Origin of the sequence: Streptomyces sp. NPDC094143, assembly GCF_040303825.1 — a bacterium.
Lineage (GTDB): Bacteria > Actinomycetota > Actinomycetes > Streptomycetales > Streptomycetaceae > Streptomyces.
In genome coordinates this window covers 502198-514314 of sequence record NZ_JBEOTZ010000001.1, presented here as the reverse complement: position 1 = coordinate 514314, position 12117 = coordinate 502198, and the positions used below count along the sequence as shown (strand labels likewise).

The window sequence follows — 12117 nt, the reverse complement described above, 5'->3', positions numbered from 1 at the left end:
CCGCATATCGAATACAGCCCCGCGCCCCTAGAGGTCCGTCAGCGGACCGTACGCGGCGGGCGCCCGGTCCCGGTAGAACTGCCAGCGGTCGCGGACCTCGCGGAGCTTGGCCAGGTCCAGGTCGCGGACGACCAGTTCGGGCGCCTTGTCGCTCGCCACCTCGCCGACGAACCGGGCCTCGGGGTCGACGAAGTACGAGGTGCCGTAGAAGTCGTTGTCGCCGTACTCCTCCACGCCGACCCGGTTGATGGCGCCGATGAAGTACTCGTTGGCCACGGCCGCCGCCGGCTGCTCCAGTTGCCAGAGGTAGCCGGACAGGCCCCGGGAGGTGGCCGAGGGGTTGAAGACGAGTTCGGCACCCGCGAGGCCCAGCGCCCGCCAGCCCTCCGGGAAGTGCCGGTCGTAGCAGATGTAGACCCCGACCCGGCCGACCGCCGTGTCGAAGACGGGCCAGCCGGAGTTGCCCGGGCGGAAGTAGAACTTCTCCCAGAACCCGCGTACTTGCGGGATGTGGGTCTTGCGGTACTTGCCGAGGTAGGTGCCGTCCGCGTCGATCACGGCGGCGGTGTTGTACAGGACGCCGGGCTGCTCCTCCTCGTACATCGGCAGCACCAGGACGAGGCCCAGCTCCCTCGCCAGGGCCTGGAAGCGACGGACGATCGGGCCCTCGGGGATCTGCTCGGCGTACTCGTAGAAGGCCGGGTCCTGCACCTGGCAGAAGTACGGGCCGTAGAACAGCTCCTGGAAGCAGAGGACTTGGGCGCCCTGCGCGGCGGCGTCGCGGGCCGCCTGCTCGTGGACCTGGATCATCGACTCCTTGTCGCCCGTCCAGGCGGTCTGGAAGACGGCGGCACGGATCACTCGGCTCATCGGGACCTCCGGTCGCTCGGTGTTCCGTGAGCCTAGGAAGCCGGGACGTCCTCTTTGAGTGGCACCGTGTCACGTCTCGGGGCGTGCGGCGTGCCACCGTGTCACTCTCGCGAAGGCCCATGTTTCACCGCCGTTTTCCCAGGTGGTTGCGTGTTTCAGTGGTGTTGCGCGTCGTGTGCGAGGAGTGCGATGTGCACCGAGGCGGCCTGCTCGAAGTCGTCGAGGTCCACCCCGAGGCGGACCTGTATCGCCTCCAGGCGGCGGTAGAGGGCCGGCCGGGAGACGTGGTGGAGCTGGGCGGTGCGGGACTTGTTGCGGCCGGTGGCGAGGTAGGTGCGCAGCACGGACAGCAGGTCCTCGTCCGCCTCGCACAGCAGCCCGTCCAGTTCCCGCTCCGCGAAGGACTGCACGTGCGGGTCGTCCCGCAGCAGGCGGATCAGCCCGCGCAGGTGGACGTCCCTGAGGCGGACCACCGGGGGCAGGTCGAGGGCGGCGGAGGAACCGGCGACGGCGTCCGCGACGTGCTGGGCCTCGCGCAGGCCGGTGGGCACGTCGTCCCAGGCGAGACGGGGTTCGGCCGCCGCGACGACCGTGCCGTCCGTGCCGGACTCCGTGCGCAGCCGGGTCGCGAAGTGCGTGGCGAGGGCGCCCGCGTCCTGGTCGTGGGCGAGGCTGAGCAGCACGGCGGTGGCGCCATCGGCGAGTTCGGCGACCAGCCCGGACAGACCGAGCAGCCGCAGCAGCCGTTCCAGGCGGGCGACGTCGCCGTCGCGGACGACCAGCGGCACGAACGTGCGCCGGTTGACCGGCAGTCCGGCCGCCCGGGCCCGGGGCAGCAGGTGCCGCGCCGGTACGACGCCGCTGACCAGGTCGGTCAGCAGGCCCTGCGCGGACTGCTCCTCCCAGGAGCAGGCGGCGCCGCCGAGCATGCGGTGCAGGACGAGGGCCTCGGCGGCACGGTCGGCCAGCAGCCGTCCGGTGGCGGTGTCACCGCGGTAGCCGCACAGCACGATCCGGCCCCAGCGCTCCCCGCGCCCGCCGAGTTCGGCCCGGATCCAGCCGTCGCCCTCTCCCCCAGTGTCTGAGCGGCCTGGGCGGTGCCCCCATGCCTGCCGGGCGATGCGCTCCCAGTCGCGCAGCACGTCGTCGACGGCCGGGCGCTCCCCCGCCGTGCCGAGGACGCGGTGGGCGAGGTTGGTGACGACGACCGGGCAGGCGCTGTGCCGGGCGACCTCGTCGAGCAGGCGCTGCAGCGGGGCGCCCGCGGTGATGAGGGCGGTGAGTTCGGTGCGGACGGCCTCGGAGAGGCTGACGGCGGCGAACTTGCGCCGCACCAGCCGGGACTGGACCTCCTCGGTCAGTTCGGCGAAGGGGAAGGGCCGGTGCAGCACGACCATCGGCAGCCCGCACCGCTCGGCGGCCCGGCGCATCACGTCCGGCGGGGAGGGGAAGGCCCGGCCGAGTCCGAGGACGACCGCCGCCGCCTCGGCGCGGTGCAGCGAGCGCACGTACTCGGCCTGCTTGTCCTCGTCGCCGGCGAGCAGCACCCCGGTGGTGAGGACCATCTCGCCACCGCTGAGCATGACCCCGACGTCGGCGGCCTCGGCGACGTGCACCCACCGCACGGGCCGGTCGAGGTGGCCGGCACCGGCCACCACCTCGGGCTCCCCGGCGAGCACCCGCTCCAGGGCGAGGACCTGCCGGACCGACAGGGCCGGCTCCGGGGAATCCAAGGTGATGGTCATGGTGTGGGTTCCCTTGTTCGGTCCACCGCTACGTGATGCTCCGCAGAGCGTTCTCGAGGATCGCGGCACCCTCCTCGGCCTCCGCGACGTTGAGGGACAGGGGCGGGGCCACACGCAGGGAGCTGGTGTTGTGGCCGCCGCCCTTGCCGATCAGCAGGCCGCCCTCGCGGGCCGCCTCCAGGACGGCCGCAGCGGTCGCCGGATCGGCCTCGTCGGTGCCCGGTCTGGTGATCTCGATGCCGATCATGAGGCCGCGGCCGCGGACCTCCCGGACGGCCGGGACCTGGGCGGCGGCGGCCCGCAGCCGTTCGATGAGCAGTCCGCCCACGCGCCGGGCGTTTCCCTGGAGGTCGTGTTCCAGCAGGTAGTTCAGGTTGGCGAGGCCCGCCGCCATGGTGATCTGGGTGCCGCCGAAGGTCGAGATGCTGTTGGAGTCCAGGCAGTTCATGATCTCGGCGCGGGCGACGACCCCGCCGATGGACATGCCGTTGCCGATGCCCTTGGCGAAGGTCATGATGTCCGGCGGCCCGTGCTGCCCGTGGGCCTGCCAGCCCCAGAAGTGCTCGCCGGTGCGGCCCCAGCCGGTCTGCACCTCGTCGGCGATCCAGAGGATGCCGCGCTCGTGCAGCACCTCGCGGAAGGCGGCGTAGAGCCCGTCCGGCGGGGAGGTGAAGCCGCCGACGCCCTGGATGGGCTCGGCGATCAGCGCGGCCGGCGCACGGGTGTGGCCCAGCAGGTCGATCAGGTCGTCCACGCAGGCCGCGATGAAGTCGCCGTCGTTCAGCTCGGCGTACGGGCCGCGGGTGCGCACTCCGCCGTGCACGTACAGCGTCTGCAGCGGGGACAGCGAGGTCGGGGACCAGCCGCGGTTGCCGGTGATGCCCACCGAGCTGAAGGAGCGGCCGTGGTAGCTGTTGCGCATGGCCAGGACGGTGTTGCTGCGCCGGTACGTCGTGGCGAGCAGCAGGGCGGTGTCGTTGGCCTCGGTGCCGGAGGTGGTGAAGAAGACCCGGGCGTCCGGGATGCCGCTCAACTGGGCGACACGCTCGGCCAGTTCGACCATCGGGCGGTTGAGGTAGAGGGTCGAGGAGTGGATGATCCGCCCGGCCTGCTCGCTCACCGCCTTGGTCACCTCGGGCAGCGCGTGCGCGGTCATGGTGGTGAGGATGCCGCCGAAGAAGTCGAGGTAGCGGTTGCCCTCGGAGTCCCAGACGTGGCGGCCCTCGCCGTGGGTGATCTCGATCGGCTCCTCGTAGTAGAGGGCGAGCCAGTCGGGGAGCACGGCCCGGTGGCGGCCCAGCAGGTCGTGGGTCATCACGGCCGCACCAGCCCTTCGTAGGCGTCGGGGCGGCGGTCGCGGTAGAAGGCCCACGTCTGCCGCACCTCCTCGATCAGGTCGAGGTCGACGTCCCGGACCACGAGCTCCTCCTTGCTGTCGCTGGCGACGTCCCCCACGAACTGCCCGCGCGGGTCGACGAAGTAGCTCGTGCCGTAGAAGTCGTTGTCGCCGTACTCCTCCTGTCCGACACGGTTGATCGCGGCGATGTAGTAGCCGTTGGCGACGGCCGCCGCGGGCTGCTCCAGCCGCCACAGGTGGGCGGACAGGCTCCGGTGCGTGGCGGAGGGGTTGTAGACCAGCTGGGCTCCGGCCAGGCCGAGTTCGCGCCAGCCCTCCGGGAAGTGGCGGTCGTAGCAGATGTAGACGCCGACCTTGCCGACGGCGGTGTCGAAGACGGGCCAGCCGAGGTTGCCGGGCTTGAAGTAGTACTTCTCGCGGAAGCCCTTCAGCTGCGGGATGTGGTGCTTGCGGTACTTGCCGAGGTAGCTGCCGTCGGCGTCGATCACGGCCGCGGTGTTGTAGTAGAAGCCGGGCTGCTCGGCCTCGAACACCGGCGCGACGATCACCATGCCGGTCTCGCGGGCGAGCGCCCGCATGCGCCGCACGGTCGGCCCGTCGGGGACGGGCTCGGCCCAGCGGTAGTGCTCCGGTTCCTCGACCTGACAGAAGTAGGGGCTGTTGAAGACCTCCTGGAACCCGATGATCTTCGCGCCCCGGCGGGCCGCCTCGCGGGCGTGCTCCTCGTGTTTCGCCACCATGGACTCGGTGTCGCCGGTCCAGGTGGCCTGGACCAGAGCGGCACGTACGACGTTGGCCATGAGCTGCTCCTTCGACGCGACGTCTGCGCCTCTACGCCCGTAGAAGCGAGCCGTAGAGCCACGAACGTAAGCCTCCTGCCGGGGCTTGCCAAGACCATCGTCGCCAACCCGCGGGGCAGCGCGCGATTCGCACTCCGGTGGGTGAGTCGCCGGGGCCACGGCGTCGCCGGTCAGGCGGGGTGTCCGGCGACCCGGAGCGCGTGCACGAGATCCCAGCGGCGCTCGTCCGACACGCCCGCGGCGGCCTGAAGCAGGAGCGGTACGAGGCGCCGCGGGTCGGGCGCGGCGCTGCGGGCGGCCTCCTCGGGGGTGCGGGCCGCGACGTAGGCGTCGAGGAGCACGCGCACCTCACGCCGGCGCCCCTCGTCGACCAGCCCGAGGACGGCCCGGCCGATCTCGCCGGGCGGGCGGGCGACGCCCTGCCGGAGCATCTGCCGCGCGTCGCCCGCGCGCCCGGCCGCAGCCAGGGCGTCGGCGGCGGCGACCAGCCGCTCGGCCGGCAGCGAGGCGGCCTCCCAGAGCAGGGTCTGCCAGTCGGCGTCCAGCCCGGCGCGGTGCAGCAGCTCGGCGAGCAGCGGGAACCGGGCCGGCCCCCAGGCGGCGGCCTCGACCAGCAGGGCGTGCGCCTCGCCACTTCGCCCCTCGCCCCGCAGCCGCGCCAGCGTCTCCACGGCCCTGGCCACGTCGTCCCGGTCGGCGTCCCCGGCGGTGAGGTCCTCCGGAGCCGGGCGCTCCCTCACCGCCTCCTCGGCGGCCCCGGCGAATCGGGCACCCCGGGGCGAACGCCCGGAGCCCGGGGCATCGGGCACGGGCAGCACCGGCACGGCAGCGGCCGGAGGCACGACCACGGGCACGACGTCCTCGTCCACGACCCCGGCGAATCGCGCACCGCCACGCCGGCGCTTGCGGGGTTCGGGGGCGACGGGCCGGGGCGGGGAGGTGGTGGCCGAGGTGGGTGCGGCGGAGGTGGTGACAGGGGGCGGGGCGGTGGCAGGGGCAGGGGTGGGAGCAGCGGGACCGGAGGCAGTGGCCGGAGCCCCGAAGAGGTTCGCGGCGGCCGGGTCGACGGACACCCTCTGCCCGTGCCGGTCCAGGCGTGCCGTCCGCGCACGCAGTTCCGCGCAGCGGGCCGTCGCGCGTGCGTGGTCGTCGCGGGCCCAGGCCAGGTCCAGGCGGAGGGCGTCCGCCTGGTCGCGGGTCGTGGCGGAGGCCAGCTGACGGGCCAGGGCGGCCTGGCGTTCCGCCGCGTACTTCTGCTCGCGGAGCATGACGTCGAGGCGATCGCCGAGGGCGTCCCGGCCACCGGGCCGGTCGTCGTACGCGGCGAGCGCGGCGGCGTGCAGGAAGCGGGCGTGTTCGGTCTCCGGGCCGGCGTGTCCCGGCCCGTACTGCCCGGCCAGGTCGCCCAGCAGGGACTCCACCACGTCCCAGGGCGGCATCTCGCGCCCTTCGAGGCAGGCCCGCATGCCCTCCGGGTCCCGCTGCCAGAACACCGCGCACCAGCCGCCGGACGGGTCGAGGCGCGCCAGGAGACCGTCCAGGTAGTTCGCGAACTCCCGCGCCTCGGGCGGGAGTCGATCCGCCGTCATCGCTCAACTCCCGCCAGACCGGAGCACTCCGCCCCGTAGGCAACACCAGTCGTGTTACAGGGGTGCTACGGGGAGTTTTCACCCGCGGAGCAGGCGCCTGCGTGGCCGGTCAGAGCGGCACGAGGACGCACTGCCCGGCCAGGTCGTCCATCGACAGCCCGAGCGCGCCGGCCAGCGCGGCCACCGTGAAGAAGGCCGGGGTCGGGGCCCGCCCGGTCTCGATCTTGCGGAGGGTCTCGGCGGAGATGCCGGCGCTCGCCGCGACCTCGGTCATGCTCCGGTCGCCACGCGCCTCGCGCAGCAGCTTGCCCAGCCGCTCGCCGCGTTCGCGCTCTTCGGGGGTGAGAGGGGTGCGCACCATGCCCCCATTCTAATACCGGTATAGTAATTGGCATGGTGGAGCTCAAGACAGACACATCGATCGATGCCATGTACGAGGCGGGACAGGTCGTCGCCCGCGCGCTGACGGCCGCGCAGAAGGCCGCCGACGTGGGCGTCTCCCTGCTGGAACTGGACGAGGTGGCACACGACGTACTGCGTGAGGCGGGCGCGACCTCGCCCTTCCTCGGGTACCGGCCGTCCTTCGCGCCGACCCCTTTCCCCGCCGTCCTGTGCGTCTCGGTGAACGACGCGATCGTGCACGGCATCCCGACCCGCTACCGCCTGCGCGACGGCGACCTCGTGTCCATCGACTTCGGTGCCGAACTGGGCGGCTGGGTCGGCGACTCCGCGCTGAGCTTCGTCGTCGGCACCCCGCGCGAGGCCGATCTGCGCCTGATCGAGACCGCCGAGCGGGCCCTCGCGGCCGGCATCGAGGCGGCCGTCGTCGGCAACCGCATCGGCGACATCGCCCACGCGATCGGCACCGTCTGCCGCGGAGCCGGCTACGGCATCCCCGACGGCTTCGGCGGCCACGGCATCGGCCGCCGGATGCACGAGGACCCGGGGGTGCCGAACGAGGGGCGCCCGGGGCGCGGCATGCGGCTGCGGCACGGCATGGTACTGGCGATCGAGCCCATGGTCGTCGCGGGCGGCACGGACGACTACCACGCGGCCCCCGACGGCTGGACCCTGAAGACGAACGACGGCTCCCGCGCGGCCCACGCCGAGCACACGGTGGCGATCACCGATTCGGGCCCGAGGATCCTGACCGCACGCTGACACCGCCGGGTTCGCCCGGGTATGTGCCGGAGGTGCCCGTCGTCGGCGATCGTGCGAAGGTGTTCTACGAGCGCGCCCCAGGTGTAACGGGCTGCCACCCGGGTTACCCGACCCCGGCACGTCGACCAGCGAGGGCGTCCCCCGCCCGGGCGCCGGGGACGCCGGGAACGGAAGGCCCATGAGCAGCGGCTTCAGCAGCCCGGAGGGCTACGGCTCGGATCCCTTCGGAGAATTCCTCGCACGCTTCTTCGGCGGACCGCGCCCCGGTCCCCGGCAGATCGACCTGGGCCGGCTGCTCAGTCAGCCGGCCCGGGAGCTCGTCCGCGGCGCCGCCCAGTACGCCGCCGAGCACGGCAGCCGGGACCTCGACACGCAACACCTGCTGCGGGCGGCGCTCTCCACCGAGCCCACCCGGACCCTGCTCAGCAAGGCCGGCGCGAACCCGGACTCGCTGGCCTCCCAGATCGACGAACGCTCGGGCCCGGCCCAGCACTCCCCGGACGACGCGCCGCCGCCGACCGCGCTCTCCCTCACCCCGGCCGCCAAGCGGGCCCTGCTGGACGCGCACGACATGGCCCGGGCCCGCGGCTACGGCTACATCGGCCCGGAGCACGTGCTCAGCGCCCTGGCCTCGAACCCGGACTCGGCCGCCGGGCACATCCTCAACGCGGCCCGCTTCGCGCCCTCCGGCCCGCCCGAGGCGCCGGAGGCACCGCAGGCCGAGCGGCCGCGCGCGACGAACACGCCGACGCTCGACAAGTACGGCCGCGACCTCACCGAGCTGGCCCGGCAGGGCCGGATCGACCCGGTGATCGGCCGGGACGAGGAGATCGAGCAGACCGTCGAGGTGCTCTCCCGGCGCGGCAAGAACAACCCCGTGCTGATCGGTGACGCGGGCGTCGGCAAGACCGCCATCGTGGAGGGCCTGGCCCAGCGCATCTCCGAGGGGGACGTGCCGGACGTGCTGGCCGGGCGCCGGGTGGTCGCCCTGGACCTGACGGGCGTGGTCGCGGGCACCCGCTACCGGGGTGACTTCGAGGAGCGGATGAACAACATCGTCGGGGAGATCCGCGCCCACTCCGAGCAGCTGATCATCTTCATCGACGAGCTGCACACGGTCGTGGGCGCCGGTGCCGGTGGCGGCGACGGCAGTTCCATGGACGCGGGCAACATCCTCAAGCCCGCCCTCGCCCGCGGCGAGCTGCACATCGTGGGCGCCACGACGCTGGAGGAGTACCGCCGGATCGAGAAGGACGCGGCGCTGGCCCGCCGCTTCCAGCCCATCATGGTGCCGGAGCCGACCCCGGCCGACGCGATCGAGATCCTGCGCGGGCTGCAGGACCGCTACGAGGCCCACCACCAGGTCCGTTACACCGACGAGGCGCTGGTGGCGGCCGTGGAGCTGTCCGACCGCTATCTCACCGACCGCCGCCTGCCCGACAAGGCGATCGACCTGATCGACCAGGCCGGTGCCCGGGTGCGGCTGCGGGCGCGCACCAAGGGCACGGACGTGCGGGCCCTGGAGCGGGAGCTGGAGCAGCTGGTCCGGGACAAGGACCAGGCGGTCGCGGACGAGAGGTACGAGCAGGCCACCCAGTTGCGCGACCGGATCCTGGACGTGAAGCAGCGGATCACCGAGGCCGGCGGCGACGGCGAGGTCGACGAGGGCCAGGACCTGGTGGTCGGCGCCGAGGCGATCGCCGAGGTGGTGTCCCGGCAGACGGGCATCCCGGTCAGCAGCCTCACGCAGGAGGAGAAGGACCGCCTGCTGGGCCTGGAGGAGCATCTGCACGAGCGGGTCGTCGGCCAGGACGAGGCCGTCCGGGTCGTCGCCGACGCGGTCCTGCGCTCCCGCGCCGGGCTCGCGGCCCCCGACCGCCCGATCGGCAGCTTCCTCTTCCTGGGCCCGACGGGCGTCGGCAAGACCGAGCTGGCCCGGGCCCTCGCGGAGGCCCTGTTCGGCAGCGAGGACCGCATGGTCCGCCTCGACATGAGCGAGTACCAGGAGCGCCACACCGTCAGCCGGCTGGTCGGCGCCCCGCCCGGGTACGTCGGCCACGAGGAGGCGGGTCAGCTCACCGAGGTCGTCCGCCGCCACCCGTACTCGCTGCTCCTGCTGGACGAGGTGGAGAAGGCCCACCCGGACATCTTCAACATCCTGCTCCAGGTCCTCGACGACGGCCGCCTGACCGACTCGCAGGGCCGCACGGTGGACTTCACCAACACGGTCATCGTCATGACCAGCAACCTCGGCTCCGAGGCGATCACCCGCCGCGGCGGGTCCGTGGGCTTCGCCTCGGGCGGCGCCGACGCGGACGAGGAGGCCCGCCGCGAGCAGATCCTGCGTCCCCTGCGGGAGCACTTCCGCCCGGAGTTCCTCAACCGCATCGACGAGATCGTCGTCTTCCGCCAGCTCACCACCCAGCAGTTGCGCCGGATCACCGACCTGCTGCTGGACCGCACCCGCTCGCTGGTCCGGAGCAAGGGCGTCACGGTCGACTTCACCGACCGCGCGGTGGAGTGGCTGGCCGACCACGGCTACCAGCCGGAGTACGGCGCCCGCCCCCTGCGCCGCACCATCCAGCGCGAGGTCGACAACGAACTGTCACGCCTGTTGCTGGACGGCAGGGTCGCGGAGGGCGGCCGGGTGACGGTGGACGTGCAGGACGGCCGTCTCGCGTTCGGTACGGCGCCCCGTTAGGGGTGCGGGGAACCGCGCGACCAGCCCCCGCACCCCCGCACCCGGCACTCAGCGCGCGGGCCGCACCACCATCGCCGATCCTCCGCCCCGCCGCACGGTCTCGGCGGCTGCCAGCCACTTGCCGCCGGGCAGCCGCTGCACACCCGTGGCCGCCCCGATCTCCGGGTTCGCCTTGAACGAGTGCCCGATCGCCTCCAACTGCCGCCGCACGTCGCCGTCGAGCCCCGGCTCCAGCTCCGTCTGCGCGGCGTTGCGCTGACTGGCCCGGGGCGCCGCGATCGCGTCGACCAGCGGCAGTCCCCGGTCGAGGAACCCGGTGAGCGTCTGCAGCACGGTCGTGATGATCGTCGCCCCGCCCGGCGAGCCCAGCGCCACCACGGGCCTGTCGTGCCGGTCGAGCACGATCGTCGGCGCCATCGAGGACCGCGGCCGCTTGCCCGGCCCGGGCAGGTTCGGGTCGTGCACGGCGGGGTTCGCCGGGGTGAAGGAGAAGTCGGTCAGCTCGTTGTTGAGGATGAAGCCCCGGCCCGGCACGGTGATCCCGCTGCCGCCCGTCTGCTCGATGGTGAGGGTGTACGAGACGACGTTCCCCCACTTGTCGGCCACGGTCAGATGCGTGGTGCTGTCGCCCTCGTAGGTGGTGGGAGCGGCCGTGCCACCGGCGTCGCACGCCTTCGGGTCGCGCGGATCTCCGGGCGCCACGGGGCTCGTGAGCACCGCGTCGTCCTTGATGAGGCACGCGCGCGCGTCGGCGAACCGCTGCGACAGCAGCTCCTTCGTCGGCACGTCCTCGAACGCGGGGTCGCCCACCCAGCGCCCCCGGTCCGCGAACGCGATCCGGCTCGCCTCGATGAACCGGTGCAGGTAGGTCGCCCGGTCGGCCTTGGACAGGTCGGTCCGCTCCAGGATGTTGAGCGCCTCGCCGACCGTCGTGCCGCCGGAGGAGGAGGGCGCCATGGAGTAGACGCCGAGGCCGCGGTAGGACGTCCGGGTGGGCGCCTGGAGCCTGGTGCGGTAGGCGGCCAGGTCCTTGACGGACAGGTCGCCGGGCCGGGCGTTCCAGCCGGAGCCGGGGTCCACCGGCGGCTTGTTCACCGTCTCGACGACCTCCCGCCCGAGCCGGCCGTGGTAGAGCTCCCCCACCCCCTTGCGCGCCAACTCCGCGTACGTGCGGGCGAGATCGGGGTTCTTGAAGGTGGAGCCGACGACGGGCAGGCGGCCCCCCGGCAGGAACAGCTCGGCGGTGTCCGGGAAGTAGCGGAAGCGGGCCTCGTTGGAGGCGGTCTGCGAGCGGAAGGTCTCGTCGACCGTGAAGCCGTCGCGGGCGAGCCGCTCGGCGGGCTTGAGGACGCTCGCGAGCCGCTTGCTGCCCCACCGGTCGAGGGCCGCCTGCCAGGTGGCGGGCGTGCCGGGCGTGCCCACGCTCAGACCGCTGCTGACGGCCTCGGCGAAGGGGACGGGCTTGCCGTTCTCGACGAAGAGGTTCTCGTCGGCGCTCAAGGGGGCGGTCTCGCGGCCGTCGATGGTGCGGACCGTGCGGGAGCGGGCGTCGTAGTAGACGAAGTAGCCGCCCCCGCCGATGCCGGCGGAGTAGGGCTCGGTGACACCGAGGGCCGCGGCCGTGGCGACGGCAGCGTCGACGGCGTTGCCACCCTTCCTGAGGACCTCGATCCCGGCGGCGGAGGCGTCCGGGTCGACGCTGGAGACCGCGCCGCCGTAGCCGACGGCCAGGGGGGTCTTCCCACCGCCGGGGCTCTGCGCGGCGGGTGGCGCCGCCGCCCCCACCGAAGCCACCACGGCGGCCGAGACCGCCAGGACCGTCAGATTCCGTGCGACAGGGCGACGCATCCGCACCTCCAGGCAAAGGCAGTGCGCGCAGCTTAATTCATGGCCA

9 protein-coding genes are annotated in these 12117 nt (G+C 73.2%); 2 read left to right on the top strand and 7 right to left on the bottom strand.

From position 1 onward, the window contains the following. Positions 1 to 27 precede the first annotated feature (27 nt). The 6 genes from ABTZ58_RS02275 to ABTZ58_RS02250 all read right to left on the bottom strand — a co-directional run bounded on the left by ABTZ58_RS02275 (position 28) and on the right by ABTZ58_RS02250 (position 6722). Positions 28 to 870: a nitrilase-related carbon-nitrogen hydrolase gene (locus ABTZ58_RS02275; protein ID WP_351349512.1), complete on the bottom strand. Its 843-nt coding sequence runs from the start codon at positions 868 to 870 to the stop codon at positions 28 to 30. 155 nt (positions 871 to 1025) lie between these two features. Continuing rightward, positions 1026 to 2615: a PucR family transcriptional regulator gene (locus ABTZ58_RS02270; protein ID WP_351349510.1), complete on the bottom strand. Its 1590-nt coding sequence runs from the start codon at positions 2613 to 2615 to the stop codon at positions 1026 to 1028. Positions 2616 to 2643: 28 nt separating this feature from the next. Then, positions 2644 to 3930: an aspartate aminotransferase family protein gene (locus tag ABTZ58_RS02265; protein WP_351349508.1), complete on the bottom strand. Its 1287-nt coding sequence runs from the start codon at positions 3928 to 3930 to the stop codon at positions 2644 to 2646. Then, on the bottom strand, positions 3930 to 4772 hold the full coding sequence (locus tag ABTZ58_RS02260; protein ID WP_351349506.1) for a nitrilase-related carbon-nitrogen hydrolase: 843 nt from the start codon (positions 4770 to 4772) through the stop codon (positions 3930 to 3932). Before ABTZ58_RS02260 ends, ABTZ58_RS02265 begins: the two co-directional genes overlap by 1 nt. 170 nt (positions 4773 to 4942) lie before the next feature. Beyond that, positions 4943 to 6361 carry a hypothetical protein gene (locus ABTZ58_RS02255; RefSeq protein WP_351349504.1) on the bottom strand — a complete coding sequence of 473 codons (1419 nt, stop codon included), beginning with the start codon at positions 6359 to 6361 and terminating at the stop codon, positions 4943 to 4945. Positions 6362 to 6470: 109 nt separating this feature from the next. Further along, positions 6471 to 6722 (bottom strand): helix-turn-helix domain-containing protein, encoded by a 252-nt coding sequence (locus ABTZ58_RS02250; RefSeq protein ID WP_351349502.1) that lies wholly within the window; start codon positions 6720 to 6722, stop codon positions 6471 to 6473. Positions 6723 to 6754: 32 nt separating this feature from the next. Between ABTZ58_RS02250 and map the strand changes: the two genes are divergently transcribed. Both map and ABTZ58_RS02240 read left to right on the top strand, forming a co-directional pair. Continuing rightward, entirely contained in the window at positions 6755 to 7522 is a 768-nt protein-coding gene (gene map / locus ABTZ58_RS02245; protein ID WP_351349500.1) for a type I methionyl aminopeptidase, read from the top strand. Between the two features lie 178 nt (positions 7523 to 7700). Further along, positions 7701 to 10223 carry an ATP-dependent Clp protease ATP-binding subunit gene (locus ABTZ58_RS02240; RefSeq protein WP_351349498.1) on the top strand — a complete coding sequence of 841 codons (2523 nt, stop codon included), beginning with the start codon at positions 7701 to 7703 and terminating at the stop codon, positions 10221 to 10223. 48 nt (positions 10224 to 10271) lie between these two features. Here ABTZ58_RS02240 and ggt read toward each other — a convergent pair whose 3' ends face one another. After that, positions 10272 to 12071: a gamma-glutamyltransferase gene (ggt, locus tag ABTZ58_RS02235; protein WP_351349496.1), complete on the bottom strand. Its 1800-nt coding sequence runs from the start codon at positions 12069 to 12071 to the stop codon at positions 10272 to 10274. Between the last annotated feature and the right edge of the window lie 46 nt (positions 12072 to 12117).